This is a genomic window from Salinicola corii (assembly GCF_008298015.1).
Taxonomy (GTDB): Bacteria; Pseudomonadota; Gammaproteobacteria; order Pseudomonadales; family Halomonadaceae; genus Salinicola; species Salinicola corii.
In genome coordinates this window covers 91,067-112,086 of sequence record NZ_VTPX01000006.1, presented here as the reverse complement: position 1 = coordinate 112,086, position 21,020 = coordinate 91,067, and the positions used below count along the sequence as shown (strand labels likewise).

The following is a 21,020-nucleotide window of genomic DNA, read 5'->3' as shown; positions in this document are numbered from 1 at the left end:
CGGCGTCATCCCTTGTCGTCGTTGTGGGTCATGGCGGTGTAGAACACCCAGGTCACCAGCAGAATGATCAGGAAGTAGATCAAGGAGAAAGCCGCGGCCCTACCCAGGTCGAACTGGCCAAGCGCCATCTGGGTCAGCGTCTGGCTGAGGAAGGTCGTAGCGGTGCCCGGCCCGCCACCGGTGAGCACGAACGGCTCGGTGTAGATCATGAAGCTGTCCATGAAGCGCAGCATGACCGCGATCAACAGCACGTTCTTGAGCTTCGGCAATTGAATGAATCGAAACACCGCCCAGTGAGAGGCGCGATCGATCCTCGCCGCCTGGTAGTAGACGTCCGGAATCGAGCGCAGCCCGGAATAGCACAGCAGCGCCACCAGCGACGTCCAGTGCCAGACATCCATCACCAGCACGGTGATCCAGGCATCCCGCGGATTGGAGGCGTAGTTGTAGTCGAGCCCCAGACTGTTGAGGGTCCAGCCATACAGGCCGATGTCCTCCCGCCCGATGATCTGCCAGATCGTCCCTACCACGTTCCACGGCACCAGCAGTGGCAGTGACAGCAGGATCAGACTGAACGGCACGCCCAACCCTCGCCGAGGCATCGATAGCGCCACGACGATACCCAGCGGCACCTCGATGGCCAGCACGCAGAACGAGTAGATGAACTGCCGCACCAGCGAATCGTGCAGTCTCGGATCCACCAGGATCTCCCGGTACCACTCGGTGCCCACGAAGTAGCGCGTGCTCGGGTCGAAGATGTCCTGTACCGAATAGTTGACCACCGTCATCATCGGGATGATGGCGCTGAAGGCCACCAGCACGAACACCGGCAGTACCAACCACCAGGCCTTGTTGTTATAGGTTTTCATCACCCACTCCCACCAGATGGTCATCGATATAGAAGCGCTGCCAGGCTTCGGGGAAGTGCACGCCGGTTCGCCCTTCGGGAACGCCAGCCTCCTCTCCCAGGCGCGCCTTGACCACCGGCGCCGATGGCGTATCGAGGCGCACGTCGACGATCTTGAAGGTGCCCTGGTCCTGGACCAGATCGACGTAGCCGTGCAGGACGGCGTCGTCGGGCGCCACCAGTTGCACGAACTCCGGCCGAATGCCGACCTGCAGTCGACCGCCTTCGCGCTGCCGAAGCTGGGCGGCGATCGCGTCGGGCACCGCCAGCGCGTGGCCGTCGAACTCGACGCCCGACGCCCCCAGCGCGATCTCCAGCAGATTCATGCCGGGGCTGCCGATGAAGTAGCCGACGAAGGTATGTTGCGGGTTCTCGAACAGCTCACGCGGGGTGCCGAACTGGACGATCTGGCCTTCGTACATCACCGCGATCTTGTCGGCGAAGGTGGACGCTTCCAACTGGTCATGGGTGACGTAGACCATCGTCACGTTGAAGCGCTGATGGATCTCCTTGAGCTTGCGCCGCAGGCGCCACTTGAGCTGCGGGTCGATCACCGTCAACGGCTCGTCGAACAGGATCGCCGCCACGTCGTCGCGCACCAGGCCGCGCCCCATCGACACCTTCTGCTTCTCGTCCGCCGTCAGGTTCTGCGCCTTCCGATTCAACAGCGGCTCGATCTCCAGCGCCTCGGCCACCTCTCTTACCCGGGCATCGATGCGCTCTCGAGGCTGCCCCTGGTTGCGCAGCGGAAACGCCAGGTTCTCGTGGACGGTCATGGTGTCGTAGACCACCGGGAACTGGAAAACCTGGGCGATGTTGCGCTGCTGCGGGGTGAGATCGTTGACCGACTTGCCGTCGTAGAGCACGCGCCCTTCCGAGGGCACCAGCAGACCGGAAATGATGTTGAGCAGCGTGCTCTTGCCGCACCCCGAGGGCCCCAGCAACGCGTAGGCCCCGCCCTGCTCCCAGACGTGATCCATCGGCCTGAGCGCATAGTCGGCCGGGCCAGAGGGCGCACCGTGATAACGATGGGCCAGTTGTTCCAGGCGGATTTCAGCCATCTACAGGTCTCCTCGCACGCCGGGCGATGTCGATCGCGATGAGGGAGGTGACAGCACCAGGTCGCCCCCGGGCTCGAACACGAAGAGCTGGCGAAACGGGACCTGGACGTCCAGCGACTGATCCACGCCGAACTCGTGAATCCCGATCAGGTGCGCGACCAGATCGATCCGGTCATGCGAGAGGTGCAAAAAGGTCTCGGAGCCGCTGATCTCCGCGACGCGCACGACGACCGGCAGGTGCAACGCCGCCTCCGAGAGCGGCAGGAGCGACCAGTGATGAGGCCGGATGCCAACCTGGTATTCACCCTCGGAGAGCGATTTCCAGATCTCGGGCAGTGCTTGGCGCTGATCGGCGACACGGCACTCGTCGCCCTGGATCGTCATCGGCATCAGGTTGATGGGGGGCTCGCCGAACAGCGTGGCAGCTTCACGGTTACGGGGATGGCGATAGACCTCGTCGCTGGGACCGCTCTGGACGATGCGCCCCTGGTGCAGCAGCGTCGTCGTCCCGCCCAGTGCCAGCGCCTCGGCGGGCTCAGTGGTGGCGTAGACCGCGATGGTGTTGCGCGATTCGAACAGCTTGCGCATCTCCACCCGCAGCGCCTCTCGCAGCTTGTAGTCGAGGTTGACCAGCGGCTCGTCGAACAACACCAGATCGGCATCCTTGACCAGCGCCCTGGCCATTGCCGTGCGCTGCTGCTGACCACCGGATAGCTCCTGCGGATAACGTCCCAGCAGGTGCTGAATTCCCAGCATCGTCGCAGTCTCCTCGACCCGGCGAGTCATGTCCTGACGCGGCACCCTGGCCTGCTTGAGCGGCGAGGCGATATTGTCGAAGACCGTGAGCGTGGGATAGTTGATGAACTGCTGATAAACCATCGAGACATTACGCTGGCGGACCGGCAAGTGAGTCACGTCACGGCCGTCGAGGTACACTTTGCCGTGGTCGGGCCTGTCCAGCCCGGCCATCAGCCGCATCAATGTCGTCTTGCCCGCCAGCGTGTGTCCCAGCAGTACATTGAATGACCCCGGGTCCAACGTCAGGCTGGCATCGCTGATGTAGGTTTCGCCTCGCACCGACAGTGTCACGTTATCGAGTTGTAATGACATGAGTGGCGCCGTTCCCTTTTTCTCTTTCGAGCATCCTAAAACACTCTTTTTATAAAGCTATACGACGAAAAAAGTAGGCACCGCCACTGACCACGACAGCATTCTAAATATTTGTTTTATAAATCGTTAATTCAATTAAAACCTTAGTCTTAACCACTAATGTCCAACACGCCATGCGAGTTTCGGTGGCATGACCGCATTGAGAAAAGCGTTCTTTCGAGAGTGTTTGTTCGAAAACCAACATGACTCGGGGATGCGAGGAGCCGGACGTTGAAGGCAGCGCGCCGATGGTCGGTGCATGGCGGAATGGGAAATCGCGGACACAAAAAAATCGCCGGGAGCGATTTTTGACGTCGCGCCAGCGACAGCCAGCATGGTGCCCGCCAGGGATGGCAGGGCACAAAAAACCCGAGCCGAAGCTCGGGTTTCGAATCTGGTAGGACCAAGCGGATTTGAACCGCTGACCTCCACGATGTCAACGTGGCGCTCTAACCAACTGAGCTATGGTCCTGGATGGCATCGTCGCATGCCGATGTGAACTGCTGGTAGGACCGAGCGGATTTGAACCGCTGACCTCCACGATGTCAACGTGGCGCTCTAACCAACTGAGCTACGGTCCTGCATTGATTACGACGAGCTCGCCGTGACAACGGATGCGAATTTTACCCGGGCGGACACAGAATGCAACCCTCTGACCGTAAAAAAATTGCCTCCAACTGCCTGTCATGGCGAGATAATTCCTTCCGGACCACGGCGTTGGCGTCGGGCGTCCCCAGCGCGCCCCAATACCGCCACGTCGAGGCGATGCCCCTGTCGCCCCTTTCCGTTTTCCCAGATTGTGAAAGGAGCCCTGCGGCATGGCGCTGCCGCAGGCCGGATGATCGAGATACCCTGCCTAGCTTCGTTTTCGGTTGGCAACAATGCGAATTCGCTTTCCAACACCTAGACCATGGTCGTAGCCATGAAGGCCCCGATACGGCCAACCGAGACAACGGCAAGCCCTGCAGCTTTGATAAACTGACTGCTCGGATCAGTCACAGAATCGTCAACGGAACGCGGCAGGAAACCACCATGACACAGCAGGAACGTCACGAAGCCATCGTCGAGCTGGTCAAACGGCAAGGCTATGCCTCGATCGAACAGCTCGCCAGAGACTTCGACGTCACGCCCCAGACGGTGCGCCGCGATCTCAATCAACTGGCGGAAGAGGGCGTCGTCAAACGGGTCCATGGCGGCGCGGGCCTGGAGTCGAGTACCGTCAACACCGCCTATAACACGCGCAAGACGCTGAACCTGGACGCCAAGCGCCGTATCGCCGAAATGCTGGCGAGCCACATTCCCGACTCCTCGTCGCTGTTCATCAACATCGGCACCAGCAATGAATTCATCGCCGAAGCGCTGTGCCAGCACAGCGGGCTCGAGGTCATCACCAACAACCTCAACGTGGCGGCCATTCTGCAGCACAAGACCGACTTCAACGTCATCGTCGCCGGCGGCCAGGTTCGCTCGCGGGACGGCGGTATCATCGGCGAAGCCACCATCGATTTCATCAATCAGTTCAAGGTCGACTACGGCATCATCGGTATCAGCGGCATCGATGGCGATGGCTCGCTGCTGGAATTCGACTATCAGGAAGTTCGCGTTGCGCAGGCCATCCTGCGCAACTCCCGCCAGGTCTTCCTGGCGGCGGATCATTCGAAGTTCCACCGCAACGCCGTGGTACGCCAGGGCAACCTCAGCCAGATCAATGCCTTTTTCACCGATCGCCAACCACCCGACGCGCTGCGCAGGCTGATGCGGGAGCATGATGTGGCGCTCTACGTCGCCGATCCTTCGATACCCGCGGATATCGAGGCCCTGCCCGCCTACGCGGGCTGATGCTCGAGATCTCATGAGTCGGCCGGCCACGCGCCGGCCTCGATACCAGCCCACCTCTTACCGTCCGATTCCCTCCATCATGGCTCCTCCATTGGTCGAGGAAACCGCCTCGCGCCTATTGATGTTCGGAAGTGATTACTCTATTTTCGTAATCGAACATTCACTCCATTATCCTTCCCGGAGGACGGTATGGCCTCAACGACGCAGCACCACGTCCACGATCTCATCGTCGTCGGCGGCGGCATCAATGGCACCGGCATCGCCAACGACGCCGCCGGCCGGGGCCTCTCCGTGCTGCTGTGCGAGCAGTCGGACCTGGCCAGTGCCACCTCTTCCGCCAGCAGCAAGCTGATCCACGGAGGATTGCGCTATCTCGAGCACCGCGAATTTCGCCTGGTGCGCGAAGCGCTGAAGGAACGGGAAGTCATGCTGCGCAAAGCGCCGCACATCGTCTGGCCGTTGCGCTTCATCCTGCCTCATCAGCCGCACCTGCGGCCCGGCTGGATGATTCGCGCCGGCCTCTTTCTCTACGATCATCTCAGCCACCGCGACAGCCTGCCCAACGCCAAGCGCCTGCGATTCGGTTCGGAAAGCCCGTTGGTGCCGACGATAAAGCGCGGATTCGAGTACTCCGACTGCTGGGTGGACGATGCTCGGCTAGTCGTGCTGAACGCGATCCAGGCACGGGAAAAAGGTGCCGACATCCGAGTTCGCACGCGCTGCGTCGAGGCTCGCGAGGAGCACGGTCAGTGGGTGGTCAGCCTCGAGAACCTGGATACCGGGAAGCGCCAGGAACAGCGTGCCAAGGTGCTGGTCAATGCCGCCGGCCCTTGGGTGGAGTCTTTCGTCAAGGGCAATGCCAAGCGCGACTCGCGCTACGGCATCCGCATGATTCAGGGCAGCCATCTGATCGTGCCGCGGCTCAATGATGACGATCGCGCCTACATTCTGCAGAATCGCGATGGTCGTATCGTCTTCGTGCTGCCTTACCAGCAGCGCTATAGCCTGATCGGCACCACCGATCGCCGTTACCAGGGCGATCCCTCCCAGGTCAGCATCAACGACGAGGAGATCGACTATCTGCTCGACGTGCTCAACTCTCACTTCGTCAAGCAGCTGAGCCGCGAGGACGTGATTTCGACCTACGCCGGCGTCCGCCCGCTTTGTGACGACGAGTCGGAAAACCCGTCAGCGATGACCCGCGATTATACCCTCGACCTCGACCGGCACGGCGCGCCGATGCTGTCGATCTTCGGCGGCAAGATCACCACCTACCGCAAGCTCGCCGAGGCGGCCATGCGTAAACTCGAGCCATTGCTGCCTACCATGGGGCAACCCTGGACGGCCGACGCCAGGCTGCCCGGCGGCGATATCGAGTCACGCCAGGCATTCGCCGATCGACTCGTGGATGAATACCCGTTTCTCGGACGGGAACGGGTTGAGCGGTTCGCTTCCAGCTACGGTTCACTCTGTCTCGATTTCCTGAACGGCAAGCAGAGCCAGGAAGATCTCGGCCAGCATTTCGGCAGTGGCCTCACCCGTGCCGAAGTCGACTACCTGATCGAGCACGAGTGGGCGCGCACCAGCGCGGACATCCTGTGGAGACGCAGCAAGTTGGGGCTACGTCTGACCAGCGACGAACAGCAGACGCTGTCGCGCTACCTCGACCAGCATCCCGGCATCGTCGCTCTAGACTCCCTATCCAAAGTATCATGAGGAATTAGCTGTCACGAGGTTCTCGGAAAACCATACTGTCGAGGGTACGAATCGCGTTTCTGCTACGCTTGACCCAGCACGGCGCCCTACTCCGACACAAGGAATCCTCCCTTGCTGCAACTCCTGTTTAGCTTTCTCGGCTGCCTCGCGCTTTCTCGGCTGCCTCGCGCTGTTGATCACCCTGGCGCCTTACATGCGAATTCGCCACTGGAGCGTTCGCAGTTTCGATTTCCCGCTTCTCCAGATCGCCATCGTCGCCACCATTCTGGCGCTGATTCAACTCGCGTTCGAACCCGTAAGCTGGTGGCATTGGGCCGGCGTTACCGCCAGTGTGATCGCGGCGGTCATTCAGTGGGCGCGCATCTACCCGTGGACGCCCCTGGCCAGATGTACGGTAGTCAGATCCAACTCATACGCGCCGGAACACGAACTCAAGCTGCTCGTCTCCAACGTGCTGACCCCCAATCGCCAGGCATCGAAGTTGATCGATCTGGTCCACGAGCACGAACCCGATATCTTGCTGACGCTGGAGTCCGATCAGTGGTGGGGAGATCAACTGGACGCCGCCATCGGCAAGTCGATGCCGGAAGCGGTGCGCATCCCTCTCGACAATCTCTACGGGATGCATCTCTACTCCCGTCTGCCACTGGAAGATGTCAAGGTCAAATGCCTGATCCAGGACGACATCCCCTCGATTCACGCCTGGGTAAAGATGAGAGACGGTAGTCGTATTCGCTTCCACGCCCTGCACCCAAGGCCGCCCGCGCCATCGGAAAGCGATGAGTCGCTATGGCGCGACGCGGAACTGCTGCTGGTGGGCCAGACCATCGCCGAGAGCAATGAACCCACCGTCATTGCCGGGGATCTCAATGATGTCGCCTGGTCACCGACGACGAAACTGTTCTGCAGGATCAGCGGCATGCTCGATCTGCGTCGCGGACGCGGCCAGTACAGCACCTTCCACGCCAAATATCCGATGCTGCGCTGGCCCCTGGATCACGTCTTCGTCACCGAGCATTTCACTCTCGTCCATATGGAGCGGTTGCCGGAAATGGGATCCGATCACTTCCCGATCTTGGTCACGATACGTCACAACCCGACCCGCGCGACCGAGAACGAGCCCGAAAAAGCTGATAGCGACGAGCAGGAAGACGCGGAAGAAACCATCGAAGAAGCGCAGGATCGTCATGGCGAGGCGCCTGTCTGAACCCTCCTCGCCCGAGGCAATCCATCTTGACGACAACGCCACCCATTTCGAGGTGGCGTTGTCGTATCGGCTGCCGAATGCCCCTCGCATGGGCATTGGCGGGAGACATTGGCCGAAAGTGAAGACGGAAGCTACTCCGGGATTCCCCCCCTGGTCAGCCTGGCCGGGTCAAGCAGGCGCTCCAGTTCCTGGCGGGAGAGATCGGTTTCTTCTTCGGCCACATCGATGATCGGCCGCCCTGCCTGATAGGCTTTCTTGGCTACCGCCGCTGCCGCGTTGTAGCCGATCACGGAGTTGAGCGCGGTCACCAGAATCGGATTCTTCGATAGCGGGCTCTCGATGTTGTCACGACGTACGTTGAAAGTGGCGATGGCGCGGTCGGCCAACAGGCGGCTCACATTGGCCAGCAGCTTGATCGAGCCCAACAAGTTGTGCGCAATCAACGGCAGCATCACATTGAGCTGGAAGTTGCCACTCTGTCCGCCCACCGTAATGGCGGCATCATTGCCGATGACCTGAGCGGCGACCTGGGCCGCGGATTCCGGGATCACCGGATTGACCTTGCCTGGCATGATCGAACTGCCCGGCTGCAGTGCCTCCAACTCGATCTCGCCCAGACCACCGAGCGGACCGGAGTTCATCCAGCGCAGATCGTTGGCGATCTTCATCACCGCGACGGCATAGGTCTTGAGATGGCCCGAGAGTTCCACCGCCGCGTCCTGGGACGCCAGGCTAGCGAAGAAACTGTCATTGGGCCGAAAGTCGAGGTGCGTATCGATAGCGAGGCGCTGCGCCACCTTTTCGGCAAAATCGGGATGAGCATTGACGCCGGTCCCGACGGCCGTGCCTCCCAACGCCAAGCGGGTCATGCGCTTGAGACCGTCTCCCAGTCGTTCGATCGATTGATCGACCTGGCTGGACCAGCCACCGAGCTCCTGGCTCAGGCGAACCGGCATCGCATCCATCAGGTGCGTACGCCCGGTCTTGACTACGTCATCGACCTCTTTTGCCTTGTCGTCGATGGTTGATCTCAGATAGTTGAGCGCCGGCAACAGGCGCTCACGAACCTGTGTCGCCGCGGCGAGGTGAATGGCCGTGGGGATCACATCGTTGCTCGACTGCCCCATGTTGACGTGATCGTTGGGGCCGACCTCCAGGCCTCCCCGGCTGGCCAAGTGAGAGATCACCTCGTTGACGTTCATATTTGTCGAAGTTCCCGATCCCGTCTGGAAGACATCGATCGGGAACTGATCGGCGTGCTTGCCGTCGATGATCTCGTCGGCCGCCGCCATGATGGCTCTCGCCCTGTCATCGTCCAGCAACCCCAACTCACGGTTGACCTCCGCGGCGGCACGCTTGATATGCGCGACTGCGGTAATGAATGCCGGTGGCAGCGGTTGGCCGCTGATCGGAAAATTGTTGACGGCACGCTGGGTCTGCGCGCCATAGAGTGCGCTCTCGGGAACGTTCAGTTCGCCCATGCTATCGCGCTCGACTCGTGTCTGAGCCATGACCTTCTCCTATCGATGACGGATGAAATGCCAGGGAACCACGGGAGATCGACACACCGCCGATCCCCAGGTTCTCGTTAGACTCAGTCAAGACTAGCAGTCAGTCGCTGGCCACACTGCATCCACTTCGCGCGGCGGATGTCGGGAGGCAGCCATAATACACCGGAGAGCGCCTCCACCGGGGGACCAGACGCACTCAGTCGAAATCGATGATCTGGCGAATCGCCTTCCCGTCGGCCAGACGATCGAAGCCGAGATTGATCTCGTCGAGTGTTAGCCGATGGGTCAGCAGCTTGTCGACGGGCAGTCTTCCCGACTGATAGAGCGCGATATACTCGGGCACGTCCAGCGATGGCACGTGCCCGCCGAGATAGGAGCCTTTCAGCGTGCGCTCCTCGGCGACCATGCGCGTCGGACTGATGGCGAGCCGGACGTCGGGATGCGGCAGGCCGGAGGTCACGGTGGTGCCGCCGCGGCCGGTGGATTCATAGGCGAACTCGAGCGCCTTGGCGACGCCCGCGAACTCCGCGGCGATATCCACCCCGCCGCCGCTGATCTCGCGCACCTGCTCGATGGCGTCAGGATCGCCGCTGTTGACGATGTGCGTCGCCCCCATCGCCTTGGCCGTCTCGAGCTTGTCCAGCGCGATATCCGCCGCGATCACCTGCCGCGCGCCGCCGCCGACCGCCCCCATCACCGCCGCCAGCCCCACGCCACCCAGGCCGACGACCAGTACCGACTGCCCCAGCCGGAGCCCGGCAGTGTGCACCACGGCACCAACGCCGGTCAGTACCGCGCAGCCGAACAGGGCCGCAATGTGAAAGGGAAGGTTCTCGTCGATCTTGGTCAACGAACGCCGCGAAGCCACCGTATATTCGGCGAAACCGGAAACGCCGATATGGTGATAGATCTTGTCGTTGCCCTTGTGCAGCCGCATGCCACCACCAAGCAGATGCCCGGCGGTGTTGGCCGCCGCACCGGGCTGACACAGCGCCGCTCGTCCGGACAGACACGAAGAACACGCCCCGCAGCTCGGCGCGAAGGAGAACACCACATGATCGCCCGGCGCCAGGTCGGTTACGCCCTCGCCGACTTCGGCGACCTCGCCGGCCGCCTCATGCCCCAGCACCATCGGCAACGGTCGTGGCCGATCCCCGTTGATCGTGGACAGATCCGAATGACACAGCCCAGCGGCACGCATCTTGACCAGAACCTCACCCGGTCCCGGCCCCTCCAGCTCGACCTCCTCGACCGACAGCGGCATCGATTCCCGATAGGGTCGGGGCCTGTGCATTTCATGAATCACGGCGGCATGGATTTTCATATCAGCATCCCATTTCACGGATCGCCCTGGCTCGCTTGAACGAGCCGGGCGTGGTTTACGTTCGTCTGCCTGGCGGCACGATCAGAGAGGAGTCGTGATGAAGAGCCATGATCACGAGTAGTATTCGGGCGCATGACGGAATGTCGGCCATGCCACCGGGTCATGCCCGGTCACCACGAGTGCGCCGGTCTTCTCGACCAGGGCATGTAATTTGCGCACGGATCGCACCGTGTCCACGGTCGAGGCAAGAAAGCCCGGCAAGGCCTTCTCCTCCCAGTGATCGGTGGTGTATGCCGCGTCCACGGCCAACAGCACCGGCCCGGTCTCGGGCAAGCGGAGCAGGAAACTGGCATGCCCAGGCGCATGGCCGGGCGTGAAGATGAAACGAATGGTGCCGTCGCCGAAGACGTCGTAGCCGTCGTCGCCATCCTCGAGCAGATGCCACTTCAATCCGGGGCGGTCGAAGTCCGCGCGAATATAGCCGCCGGCGGAGAACCAGTCCGGGGCCATGGCATACTCGTATTCGCGACGTCTGACGATATGAGTGGCGTTGGGAAAGCGCCCGGTCGCCCCGGTGTGGTCCAGGTGCAGATGGCTGTGCAGGACATAGCGAATGTCCTCGGGTTCGATGCCGAAATTCTTCAGCGCCTGGACACAACCTTCCTCCTCACGCATCACGGGCCAGTAGACCGCGGTGATATCGCCCCAGTGCTTCTCGGGATCGCTGGCGCACTCGACGGCACAGCCACCATCGATGACGACATTTCCCTCCGGGTGCGTGATGAGATACCAGGGCACGGGGATCTCGTACTCGTCCAGCCCCGCATTCATCTTGATATTGCACACCCGGCACTTGAGCGTGCCGGTCTGGAACATGTAAAGACGAGGGGTAGTCATGACGCACTCCTGATTTTGTGCCACATGAAGACGACATTGCCGCCGACTGCGGTGCGAGCACGGCGAAAGATGCAACATCCGCCAGCGGCCCCGACGCTCGCAGCCGGGGGATCGGACATGTCAGAGTAGGACACCGCCAAACGGCGTGACCAGCGGACTTTGGTCCCAGACAGCCCCCGCGGCGTGTCGGCACCTCATCCAGTCCCGACCGATCATGCCGACTTTCAGAAAATCGATCGAGGAGTCTCGGCCATGTGGCATCGTCAACCCTTCACGCTCACCGCGCGCCCGCGCGGCTTTCATCTGGTCACCGACGAGGTCCTGGCGGCACTGCCACGGCTGGCCGAGATCCGTACCGGCCTGCTCCATCTGCAGTTGATGCACACCTCGGCCTCGCTGACCCTCAACGAGAACGCCGATCCTGACGTGCGCCACGACATGGCGCTGTTCGCCAGCCAGTTGGCACCCGAGAACCTCTCCGGGATGCGGCACACGCTGGAAGGCGCAGACGACATGCCCGCTCACGTGCTGGCGAGCCTGTTCGGCACCCAACTGACCCTGGCGGTGGAAAACGGCCGCCTGCTCACCGGCACCTGGCAGGGCATCTGGCTGGGCGAACATCGCCAACATGGCGGCGCCAGAAAGGTCACCGCCACGCTGATGGGCGAATGATGCAAGTTGCTGTCTGAATCCGCCCTACGGCCACCTCAGTGCGAGTGGCGCGGCACCTCGGCGCCCCGGCAGCCGCGCAGGAAGTCGAAGTCGCACCCCTCGTCGGCCTGCAGCACCCGTTCGATGTAGAGCTGGCGATAGCCGCCGCTGCTGGCGATCCGGTTCGACGCCGCGGTGGGGTCGACCTCGGCCAGACGACGCGCGATCTCGGCGTCGTCGACCTCGAGCTCCAGCTTGCCGCTGTCACAGTCCAGGCTGATCCAGTCGCCGTTGTGGACGGCCGCCAGCGGTCCGCCGGCGGCCGCCTCCGGGGCCACGTGCAGCACCACCGTGCCGTAGGCGGTACCACTCATGCGGGCATCGGAGATACGCACCATGTCGGTGATGCCCTGCTCGAGGATCTTAGGCGGCAGGCCCATGTTGCCGACTTCCGCCATGCCGTGATAACCCCGCGGACCGCAGTGCTTCAGCACCAGGATGTCGTCGGCCTCGACCTCAAGCTCGGGATCGTTGATGCGCGCCTTGTAGTCGTCGAAGTTCTCGAATACCACCGCGCGACCGCGATGCTTCATCAGCTCGGGACTGGCAGCAGAGGGCTTGAGCACCGCACCGTTGGGCGCCAGGTTGCCGCGCAGAATACAGATGCCACCATCTTCGCGCAGCGGGTTGTCCAGCGGGCGAATCACCTTGTCGTCGTAGTGCGGTGCGTCCTGAACGTTTTCCCAGATCGTCTTGCCGTTGACGGTCAGCGCGTCCTTGTGGGGCAGCCGGTCGGCCTCGCCCAACCGGCGCAGCACGGCCGGCAGGCCGCCCGCGTAGTAGAACTCCTCCATCAGGAAGCGTCCGGAGGGCTGCAGGTCGACGATGGTCGGCGTGCCGCGACCGATTCGGGTCCAGTCGTCCAGCGGCAGCTCGACCCCGATGCGCCCGGCGATCGCCTTGAGATGGATCACCGCATTGGTCGAACCGCCGATGGCGGCATTGGTTCGAATCGCGTTCTCGAACGCCTCGCGGGTCAGTACCTTCGACAGCTTGAGATCCTCGTCGACCATCTCGACGATGCGGTTGCCGGAGAGATGAGCGAGCACGTAGCGGCGCGAATCCACCGCCGGGATCGCGGCGTTGTGCGGCAGCGACACCCCCAGCGACTCCGCCATGCACGCCATGGTCGAGGCCGTGCCCATGGTGTTGCAAGTGCCGGCCGAGCGGGACATGCCGGCTTCGGCGGCCATGAACTCATGGATCGATATCTTGCCGGCCTTGACCTCTTCGGAGAGTCTCCAGACCACGGTCCCCGAGCCGATGTCCTTGCCCTCGTGCTTGCCGTTGAGCATCGGCCCGCCGGTCACCACGATCGTTGGAATGTCGCAGCTCGCCGCCCCCATCAGCAGCGCCGGCGTGGTCTTGTCGCAGCCCACCAGCAGCACCACGGCATCCATGGGATTGCCGCGAATCGCCTCCTCGACATCCATGCTGGCGAGGTTGCGGGTGAACATCGCCGTCGGCCTCAGGTTGGACTCGCCGTTGGAGAACACCGGGAACTCCACCGGATAGCCGCCAGCCTCGAGCACGCCCTTCTTGACGTGCTCGGCGAGCTTGCGGAAGTGCGCGTTGCAGGGTGTCAGTTCCGACCAGGTGTTGCAGATGCCGATGATCGGCTTGCCCTGGAACTCGTGGTCCGGAATGCCCTGGTTCTTCATCCAGCTGCGGTACATGAAGCCGTTCTTGTCGGCGGTACCGAACCACTGGGCCGAGCGCAGTCGGCGCTTGTTGTGGGGTCTATCCGATGAATCGCTCATCTCTCTCTCCTCGAGCCATCGTCAGTGGATGACGGTCACGGCAGTCGTCCAGGTGTTGTCAGGAATCGCGGGCAGCGTCACAGCAGGGAAAATGCCAGCCATGCCAGCCCGAACGACATCAGCGAAATACCGGTGGAGATCACCGTCCAGGTCTTGAGCATGGTCTTGGTGTCGACACCGAGGAACCGACCGACCAGCCAGAAGCCGGAGTCGTTGACATGGGAATAACCGATGGCGCCCGCGACGATCGCCACGGTGATGCAGGCGGCGGGCAGCCCGGCCAGTGCCGGATCTCCCAGCACCACCGGGGCCATGATGCCGGCCGCCGTGGTCCCCGCCACCGTTGCCGAGCCCTGGGCGATCCGAATCACCGATGCGATCACGTAGCCGGCGAGGATCACCGGCAGCCCGAACGCCTGCAGGCTGTCCGCCAGCGCATCGCCGATACCGCTGGCCGTCAGCACCCCGCCGAACATGCCGCCAGCGCCAGTGATCAGGATGATGCTGCAGACCGGCGACAACGCCTGCTCGACGATCTCGTTGATCGAATCCATCGCCCCGCGCTCGCTGGAACGAATGACCAGCAGCCACATCGCGATACAGGTGCTGATCAGCAGTGCGATCGGCGTCTCGCCAATCACCATCAGCGCGGAGACCAATGGGTTGTCGCCATCGATAACCCCGCTCTGCCCCAGCGTCGATAGTCCGGTGTTGAGAAAGATCAGCACCAGTGGCAGCAGCAGTACCAGCAGTACGGTGCCGAAGGCCGGACGCTTCTCTGGCGGAATCTCCTCGCTCTCTCCGCCCATCAGGTTGGGTACTGCTTGGAACGGCGAGCGATTGGCCAGCATCAGCGACAGCCGATAACCCATCACGTACCAGGTCGGCAGCCCCACCAGCAGTGCGACGAACAGCACCTGACCGATGTCGGCGTGCAGGAACACGGCGGCCGCGACGGGCCCGGGATGCGGCGGCATCAATGCGTGCATGACCAGAAACGCCCCCGCGGCCGGAAGCCCGTAGAGCAGCAGCGACGCCTTGAGCTCGCGGGCAACCGAATAGATCACCGGCAGCATCACCACGAAGGCCGCGTCGAGAAAGATCGGAAAACCGAACAGCAGGCAGGCGATCGACAGCCCGAGGGGTGCCCGCTTGCTGCCAAAGAAGCGAATCAGCGTATCGGCCAATACGCGTGCGCCGCCCGATACCGCGACGAGACGGCCCAGCACGGCACCGAACCCGATCAGCAACGCCACGTTGCCGAGTGTCTTGCCGAAACCTCCCAACAGCGTCGGCAGCAGATCGCCGACCGAGATCCCGGTCGCCAGCGCGGTACCGATACTGACGATGACCAGCGCGAAGAACGGATGCAGGCGCACCCGAATGATCAAGATCAGCAGAATCGTGATGGCAGCAGCGGCGATCCCCATCAAACCCAAGGTGGGGAGACCGGCCGCCGCCTGTGTCGTGTCTTGCATGGCGTCCTCCTGACTCCTGCCACGGCTCCAGCCTGAAATGCTCGCCGTGGGGTACCGCTACGTTAGCGCCAATTTCTGATAACCAAGAAATGTCAATTTACCGTACTAGTAATATGTCTTTGGTTATCGATAGACACGCCTGGAGCACGGCGCCCCGGCTTCGTCATACAAGGCGGCTCAGGCGACCCGACCAAAGTTGCAGTTTTCGTTCGACGCCCGTCAGCCACCGGCGCGCCGGGTCTGCTTCCAGCGGTCGAACATGACCGCCAGCAGCAGAATCGCCCCGCGTACCAGATACTGATAGAACGTGGGCACGTTGAGCAGCCCCATCGCGTTCTGCACGCAGCCCATGATCAACACCCCGACCAGCACGCCGGTGATCGAGGCGACGCCGCCGGAGAGAGAGACGCCGCCCAGCACACAGGCCGAGATGACGGCCAGTTCCAGCCCCTGCGATGTATTGGGATCGCCCAGCCCCATCCGCGAGGTGAGCAAGACGCCTGCGATACCGGCCACCAGTCCCTGGAGCGCGAATACCATGATTTTCAGGCGGCGGACGTTGACCCCGGCGAGGCTGGCCGCTTCCGAATTGCCCCCCGTCGCCAGCGTGTTGCGACCGAACGCCGTCATGTTCAGAACGACACCGAAAACCAGGAAGCAGCCGATCATCGTCCACACCGGTAGCGTCAGCCCCAGAAAAGACGCACTGCCGAGATCGAAGAACCCCGGCACGGTGATCATCACCGCGTCGCCCCCGGAGGTGATATAGGCCAGTCCCCGCACGAACTCCATCGCGGCCAGCGTGGCGATCAGCGAGTTGATGCCGAAACGGGCGACCACGAAGCCGTTGAAGGCGCCGACAGCGGCGCCCGCCGCGATCCCCACCAGCACGCCGATCACCACGCTGCCACTGGTGGATGTCACCATCGCCGCCACCACGCCGGAAAAGGCAACGATGGAGGCGACGGACAGGTCCACCTCTCCCAACGCCAGCACCATCATCATGGTGGTGGCAATGGTACCGATCAGCGTCACCGACAGCAGCAAGCCGACGATGTTGCGTCCGGTCAGGAAGTCCGGCACCAACACCGAGAGGCCAATGAACAGCAGGATGAAAACGGCGATCAGCCCCGAAGTGTCCAGCAGCGTCCGTAGCGGCTTGGGAAGTCCCCTGCGCCCCTCGACGGGCGACGTCGACTGGGTGGCAGCTTTGTCGTTCATGTTGTCGAATCCTCTTGCGATTCAGAGCTCTCGTGGAAATCCGTGGCCAGTCTCAGGCCGGCAGCGCCAGGCCCAGCAGCCTCTCGGGCGTCGCGTCTTCTCGCGGGACGATGTCGATGAGTTCTCCGTTCCGCATCACCCCGATGCGATCGCAAATGGAGCTGACCTCCGCCAGGTCGCTGGAGATGACCAGTACGCCCTTGCCCCGCTCGGCAAGGTCGTAGAGCAGCGAGTAGATATCCCGGCGCGCGCCGACATCGATCCCGCGGGTCGGCTCGTCCATCACGAACAGGTCGATCTCCTCCGCCAGCCAGCGCGCCAGAATCACCTTCTGCTGGTTACCGCCGGAGAGGTTGGCGATGGGGGTCTTGGGCCCCGGCGTCTTGATACGTAGCTGCCGGATATAGTCCCGGGTGTTGCGGGTTTCGCGCGCCGGGTCGCGAAAGCCTCCCCAGCGCTTGAAGAAGCGACGGCAACTGATATTGAGATTGTCGGACACGCTGGCCACGGGAAAGATGCCCTGGGACTTACGGTCCTCCGGGCACATCGCGATGCCAGCGCGGATCGCCTGTTGTGCCGAGCCGAACCGGCGGCTGGTGCCATCGAACGAGACCTGGCCGGCCGAGGCGCGCTCGACCCCGCAGACCAGCCGCATCAGCTCGCTGCGACCGGCGCCGACCAATCCGAAGAGCCCCAGCACCTCGCCGCGATGCACCTCCAGACTGACCGGGGCCCTGACGCCTCGCCCTTCTATTCCTTCGAGACGCATCAACACGTCGCCGCGTTCCCGCGGGCGGTAGCCGTAGACATCCTCGATCTCGCGCCCCACCATCTCGCTGACCAGAGTGTCGTGGTCGAGCCCTTCGAGGGTGTCGTGGGTGCGGATGTGACGGCCATCGCGAAACACCGTGACCGCGTCGCACATCTCGAACACCTCCTCCATGCGATGGGTCACGTAGAGCACCACACGCCCTTCGTCGCGAAGGCGCGAGACGATCCGCTTGAGATGCCGGATTTCCTGGACCGAGAGCGAACTGGTCGGCTCGTCGAAGGCGATGATGCGAGCATCGCGCAGCAGCGCCCTCCCGATCTCGATCATCTGCTGCTGGCCGATCGAGAGATCCCGCACCTTGGTCGACGGGTCAATATCCCCCTCGCCCAACTCCTCCAGGATCGCCATCGCCCGTTCGCGCAGCCGACGCCGATCGAGAAAGCCGTGCTTGACCGGCAGTTGTCCCAGCAGCAGGTTCTCCGCCACCGAAAGATTGGGCGATAGCGTCAACTCCTGATAGATGATCGAGACACCGCGCCGCAGCGCCTCGCGCGCATTGGCGAAAACGATCGGCTCGCCTCCGATCCAAAGCTGTCCGCCGGTGACCCGGTTGACGCCACTCAACACCTTGAGCAGCGTCGACTTGCCAGCCCCGTTCTCGCCCATCAAGGCATGGACTTCCCCTCCACGCGCCGCGAAGCTGACACCATCCAGCGCACGAACGCCGGGAAACTCGACAGTGATGCCATCGATGCGAAGATAAGCTTCCGCCATCCCAATCTCCTCAGCGGTAGGGGGGCCGGTTTCGCGAACGGACCTTACAGGCCCAGGTCTTCGCGAACCTGCTGCCAGTTGTCACGCGTCATCAGCGTGCCCGTGGTCTCGGTATTGGCCGGCGGTTCCTTGTCTTCGGTGATCCAGGTATAGAGATTGTCGGCGCTCTGGCGACCGTGCATGGTCGAGCTGACGGCAATCGTGCCGTAGAAGCCGGTCGGCTTCTCGCGGGAGAACTCCGCGAACGCCGCGCCGGAGCCGTTGATGCCGACACCGATCACCTGATCGGGCGACAACCCGTACTGCTCGCTGGCCCTGACGCCACCCAGCACGCTCTCCTCGTTGAGTGCGAAGATCACCCAGTGCTCGAAGCGGCCGTTCTTGGACAGCACCGGCGACGCCGCCGCGAAGGCGCTGCTGGTGTCGGTGTTCTGCTGCGGCGCGTCGAAGATGTTGTCCTCGACGAAGCCGGCATCCAGCAGCGCGTCGGTCGCGCCGTCGGTGCGTTCCTTGGCGGTGGGCAACTCGTTGTTGCTGATGCGCAAGGCTGCCACGCTCTGCGGATCCCAGCCCCGCGCCTTCATCTCCTTGGCGATGGTCTCACCGACCTGTTGGCCGATCTTGTAGCCCGACATGCCCAGGTGCGGCACGGAGGCCATGGGTTTGCCATCCGCGCCGAGGAACTGGTCGTCGACGGTCACGACCTTCATGCCGTACTGCTTGGCGCGGTTGGCGATCGCCGGCCCGAGTCGCACGTCCGGCGGGCAGATCACGAATCCCTGCGCGCCCTGGGAATTCAGGTTGTCGATGGCACTGAGTACCTGCTGGCCGTCTTCACCGGCCAGCCGCACCACCTCGAACCCCTTCTGTTCGCCCAGCGCACTGGCGGCATCCTGTTCATTGATGAACCACGCCTGTTCGGGCTTCTTGACGATGAACCCGATCTTTACGTCGTCCTGGGCATGGAGCGGCGCGGAGGCGACCCCCAGGCCGGTCACGCCGAGTACGAATAGTGACGATTTCAGAAAGCGAATCATTGGCGGCCTCCAGCCCTCACAGGGCCATCGAGTTTGTTATTGGATGACGTTTGCCACGTCATGACTGTCGTGACATTAAGCAGTTACTCGATAACCGGCTAATAACGATAATACGGCGAAGCGATACATAATTTGTTATCAACAAACCAAGAGGACAACCAGCAGGCGGGGCGGACGCCAGCGGACGGACCTGCCGGGCCGACTAAAGTCTTTTTACGACTTTGGTTAAAACAGGCGTTTCATCCCGCCAGAGCCGCCGCGATGGCGACTCTGGCGGAATCTGCAGACTGTCGGTGCCGGCCTTCGCCGGGCGGGATTCAGTCGGCGTGGGGCTGGTTTTCCGACGCTGTCGTCGAGAAGCGATAGACGGTCTGCGAGTGATAGGTCTTGTCGGGCTTCAGGATCGTCGAGGGAAAGTTCGGCTGGTTGGGAGAGTCGGGAAAGTGCTGCGTCTCCAATGCCAGGCCGGAACGGTGGGTGTAGGGACGTCCGCTCTTGCCGGTGAGGCTTCCATCGAGGAAATTGCCCGAGTAGAACTGGAGTCCGGGTTCGGTGGTGGCCACTTCGAGCACCCTGCCGCTGCGGGGTTCGATGACCCTGGCCGCCAGTGTCGGCAAATCGCCCTGGCCGGGAGTCTTGCTCAGCACGAAGTTGTGATCGTAACCCTTGGCATAGGCCAACTGGGTATTCTTCTGGCCCATGCGCGCGCCAATGGCGGTAGGCTGGCGAAAATCGAATGGCGTGCCGCTGACGTCGGCGATCTCGCCGGTCGGAATCAGGGTTTCATCGATGGGCGTGTAGGCGCTGGCATTGATCATCAACTCGTGATCCAGCACGCTGGTGCTCCCCTCGCCCTTCAGGTTGAAGTAGCTGTGCTGGGTCAGATTGACCGGCGTGGCACGGGTCGTCCTGGCGCGGTAGTCGATGGCCAGCTCATTGTCATCGGTCAGCGTATAGCTGACCCGCGTCGAGAGCCGACCGGGAAATCCCTGCTCGCCATCCGGGCTGGTGTAGGTCAGCACCAGCCCTCGCCCCTCGGCGGAGGAGAAAGGCTCGACGTGCCACAGCCGTTGGTTGAACCCGACATCGCCGCCATGCAGCGTGTTCGGTCCATCATTGGTCGGCAGGTGATAGGTTTCCCCGTCGAGCGTAAAGCGACCGTTGGCGATCCGGTTGCCGTAACGCCCGATCAAGGCACCAAAGTAGGGGTTGGCCTGACGATAGGTGTCGGAGAGATAATCGCCGATCGAGTCGAAGCCCAGCACGATGTCATCCATCCGTCCGGTTCGGTCGGGTGTCTTCAGCGACACGATGATGCCGCCGTAGTTGATGACCCGCATCTCGATGCCGTTGTCGTTGGTGATGCGGTAGCAGTCGACCTCGCGGCCATCCGGAAGCCGGCCGAACGAGGAGCGCTCGATTCCCGGCGGCATGGCCGACGACGAGGTGGTCGACATCGTCTGTGCCTGAGCTTGAAGAAAGGCCGGGCCGATCATCACTCCCAACAGGCCGATGCCGAGACATCGAGGAAGAGAAAAGAGATGGCGAGTCATGGCGAACTCCTGTTTTTCGTTTGAGCTTCACGTTCCGATTGTCGTTCCTGACGTTCCGGCCGACTCCTCTCCGCCGACACGATCGTTTAAACCCTAGACCGGG

At 62.5% G+C, this 21,020-nt stretch carries 16 protein-coding genes and 2 tRNA genes; 4 read left to right on the top strand and 14 right to left on the bottom strand.

Features of this window, described 5'->3' with window-relative positions; all coding sequences use genetic code 11:
- Window positions 1–5: 5 nt before the first annotated feature.
- The 5 genes from F0A16_RS12100 to F0A16_RS12080 all read right to left on the bottom strand — a co-directional run bounded on the left by F0A16_RS12100 (window position 6) and on the right by F0A16_RS12080 (window position 3,698).
- Window positions 6–872, bottom strand: coding sequence for a carbohydrate ABC transporter permease (locus tag F0A16_RS12100; protein ID WP_149435660.1), 867 nt, complete (start codon window positions 870–872; stop codon window positions 6–8).
- The gene (locus F0A16_RS12095; protein ID WP_149435659.1) at window positions 856–1,968 is read right to left on the bottom strand and encodes an ABC transporter ATP-binding protein; all 1,113 of its coding nucleotides are present in this window, start codon (window positions 1,966–1,968) and stop codon (window positions 856–858) included. Before F0A16_RS12095 ends, F0A16_RS12100 begins: the two co-directional genes overlap by 17 nt.
- Window positions 1,969–3,078 carry an ABC transporter ATP-binding protein gene (locus F0A16_RS12090; RefSeq protein WP_149435658.1) on the bottom strand — a complete coding sequence of 370 codons (1,110 nt, stop codon included), beginning with the start codon at window positions 3,076–3,078 and terminating at the stop codon, window positions 1,969–1,971.
- Window positions 3,079–3,512: 434 nt separating this feature from the next.
- A tRNA-Val gene (locus tag F0A16_RS12085) sits at window positions 3,513–3,589 on the bottom strand.
- A gap of 32 nt (window positions 3,590–3,621) precedes the next feature.
- Window positions 3,622–3,698: transfer RNA gene (locus F0A16_RS12080), tRNA-Val, on the bottom strand.
- A gap of 451 nt (window positions 3,699–4,149) precedes the next feature.
- Here F0A16_RS12080 and F0A16_RS12075 point away from each other — a divergent pair.
- The 3 genes from F0A16_RS12075 to F0A16_RS12065 all read left to right on the top strand — a co-directional run bounded on the left by F0A16_RS12075 (window position 4,150) and on the right by F0A16_RS12065 (window position 7,879).
- Window positions 4,150–4,956: a DeoR/GlpR family transcriptional regulator gene (locus F0A16_RS12075; protein WP_149435657.1), complete on the top strand. Its 807-nt coding sequence runs from the start codon at window positions 4,150–4,152 to the stop codon at window positions 4,954–4,956.
- A 189-nt stretch (window positions 4,957–5,145) separates the two neighbouring features.
- Window positions 5,146–6,672 carry a glycerol-3-phosphate dehydrogenase gene (glpD, locus tag F0A16_RS12070; protein ID WP_149435656.1) on the top strand — a complete coding sequence of 509 codons (1,527 nt, stop codon included), beginning with the start codon at window positions 5,146–5,148 and terminating at the stop codon, window positions 6,670–6,672.
- 193 nt (window positions 6,673–6,865) lie between these two features.
- The gene (locus F0A16_RS12065; RefSeq protein ID WP_149435655.1) at window positions 6,866–7,879 is read left to right on the top strand and encodes an endonuclease/exonuclease/phosphatase family protein; all 1,014 of its coding nucleotides are present in this window, start codon (window positions 6,866–6,868) and stop codon (window positions 7,877–7,879) included.
- Window positions 7,880–8,010: 131 nt separating this feature from the next.
- Here the strand turns inward: F0A16_RS12065 and F0A16_RS12060 are convergent, their stop codons facing one another.
- From F0A16_RS12060 to attM, 3 genes are all read right to left on the bottom strand, one after another.
- Window positions 8,011–9,390: a class II fumarate hydratase gene (locus tag F0A16_RS12060; RefSeq protein ID WP_149435654.1), complete on the bottom strand. Its 1,380-nt coding sequence runs from the start codon at window positions 9,388–9,390 to the stop codon at window positions 8,011–8,013.
- A 196-nt stretch (window positions 9,391–9,586) separates the two neighbouring features.
- Window positions 9,587–10,714, bottom strand: a complete 1,128-nt coding sequence (locus F0A16_RS12055; protein ID WP_149435653.1) for a zinc-dependent alcohol dehydrogenase family protein — start codon at window positions 10,712–10,714, stop codon at window positions 9,587–9,589.
- 111 nt (window positions 10,715–10,825) lie between these two features.
- Window positions 10,826–11,611, bottom strand: a complete 786-nt coding sequence (gene attM, locus F0A16_RS12050) for an AttM family quorum-quenching N-acyl homoserine lactonase (protein ID WP_149435652.1) — start codon at window positions 11,609–11,611, stop codon at window positions 10,826–10,828.
- Between the two features lie 252 nt (window positions 11,612–11,863).
- Between attM and F0A16_RS12045 the strand changes: the two genes are divergently transcribed.
- On the top strand, window positions 11,864–12,283 hold the full coding sequence (locus tag F0A16_RS12045) for a secondary thiamine-phosphate synthase enzyme YjbQ (protein WP_149435651.1): 420 nt from the start codon (window positions 11,864–11,866) through the stop codon (window positions 12,281–12,283).
- Between the two features lie 35 nt (window positions 12,284–12,318).
- Here the strand turns inward: F0A16_RS12045 and F0A16_RS12040 are convergent, their stop codons facing one another.
- The 6 genes from F0A16_RS12040 to F0A16_RS12015 all read right to left on the bottom strand — a co-directional run bounded on the left by F0A16_RS12040 (window position 12,319) and on the right by F0A16_RS12015 (window position 20,917).
- Entirely contained in the window at window positions 12,319–14,082 is a 1,764-nt protein-coding gene (locus tag F0A16_RS12040; RefSeq protein WP_149435650.1) for an IlvD/Edd family dehydratase, read from the bottom strand.
- Window positions 14,083–14,159: 77 nt separating this feature from the next.
- Entirely contained in the window at window positions 14,160–15,560 is a 1,401-nt protein-coding gene (locus F0A16_RS12035) for a GntP family permease (protein ID WP_149435649.1), read from the bottom strand.
- 219 nt (window positions 15,561–15,779) lie between these two features.
- Window positions 15,780–16,781, bottom strand: coding sequence for an L-arabinose ABC transporter permease AraH (araH, locus tag F0A16_RS12030; protein WP_149435648.1), 1,002 nt, complete (start codon window positions 16,779–16,781; stop codon window positions 15,780–15,782).
- Between the two features lie 52 nt (window positions 16,782–16,833).
- Complete coding sequence (gene araG / locus F0A16_RS12025) at window positions 16,834–18,327, bottom strand: L-arabinose ABC transporter ATP-binding protein AraG (protein WP_149435647.1); 1,494 nt, start codon at window positions 18,325–18,327, stop codon at window positions 16,834–16,836.
- Between the two features lie 44 nt (window positions 18,328–18,371).
- Window positions 18,372–19,364 (bottom strand): arabinose ABC transporter substrate-binding protein, encoded by a 993-nt coding sequence (locus F0A16_RS12020; RefSeq protein ID WP_149435646.1) that lies wholly within the window; start codon window positions 19,362–19,364, stop codon window positions 18,372–18,374.
- Window positions 19,365–19,681: 317 nt separating this feature from the next.
- Window positions 19,682–20,917, bottom strand: a complete 1,236-nt coding sequence (locus F0A16_RS12015; RefSeq protein ID WP_338100607.1) for an aldose epimerase family protein — start codon at window positions 20,915–20,917, stop codon at window positions 19,682–19,684.
- Window positions 20,918–21,020 lie beyond the last annotated feature (103 nt).

Bases quoted from the DNA above. Each gene is read 5' to 3' on its own strand.
- F0A16_RS12095 (WP_149435659.1), bottom strand. From the start codon at position 1,968: ATGGCTGAAATCCGCCTGGAACAACTGGCCCATCGTTATCACGGTGCG.
- F0A16_RS12090 (WP_149435658.1), bottom strand. From the start codon at position 3,078: ATGTCATTACAACTCGATAACGTGACACTGTCGGTGCGAGGCGAAACC.
- F0A16_RS12075 (WP_149435657.1), top strand. From the start codon at position 4,150: ATGACACAGCAGGAACGTCACGAAGCCATCGTCGAGCTGGTCAAACGG.
- glpD (WP_149435656.1), top strand. From the start codon at position 5,146: ATGGCCTCAACGACGCAGCACCACGTCCACGATCTCATCGTCGTCGGC.
- F0A16_RS12065 (WP_149435655.1), top strand. From the start codon at position 6,866: ATGCGAATTCGCCACTGGAGCGTTCGCAGTTTCGATTTCCCGCTTCTC.
- F0A16_RS12060 (WP_149435654.1), bottom strand. From the start codon at position 9,390: ATGGCTCAGACACGAGTCGAGCGCGATAGCATGGGCGAACTGAACGTT.
- F0A16_RS12055 (WP_149435653.1), bottom strand. From the start codon at position 10,714: ATGAAAATCCATGCCGCCGTGATTCATGAAATGCACAGGCCCCGACCC.
- attM (WP_149435652.1), bottom strand. From the start codon at position 11,611: ATGACTACCCCTCGTCTTTACATGTTCCAGACCGGCACGCTCAAGTGC.
- F0A16_RS12045 (WP_149435651.1), top strand. From the start codon at position 11,864: ATGTGGCATCGTCAACCCTTCACGCTCACCGCGCGCCCGCGCGGCTTT.
- F0A16_RS12040 (WP_149435650.1), bottom strand. From the start codon at position 14,082: ATGAGCGATTCATCGGATAGACCCCACAACAAGCGCCGACTGCGCTCG.
- F0A16_RS12035 (WP_149435649.1), bottom strand. From the start codon at position 15,560: ATGCAAGACACGACACAGGCGGCGGCCGGTCTCCCCACCTTGGGTTTG.
- araH (WP_149435648.1), bottom strand. From the start codon at position 16,781: ATGAACGACAAAGCTGCCACCCAGTCGACGTCGCCCGTCGAGGGGCGC.
- araG (WP_149435647.1), bottom strand. From the start codon at position 18,327: ATGGCGGAAGCTTATCTTCGCATCGATGGCATCACTGTCGAGTTTCCC.
- F0A16_RS12020 (WP_149435646.1), bottom strand. From the start codon at position 19,364: ATGATTCGCTTTCTGAAATCGTCACTATTCGTACTCGGCGTGACCGGC.
- F0A16_RS12015 (WP_338100607.1), bottom strand. From the start codon at position 20,917: ATGACTCGCCATCTCTTTTCTCTTCCTCGATGTCTCGGCATCGGCCTG.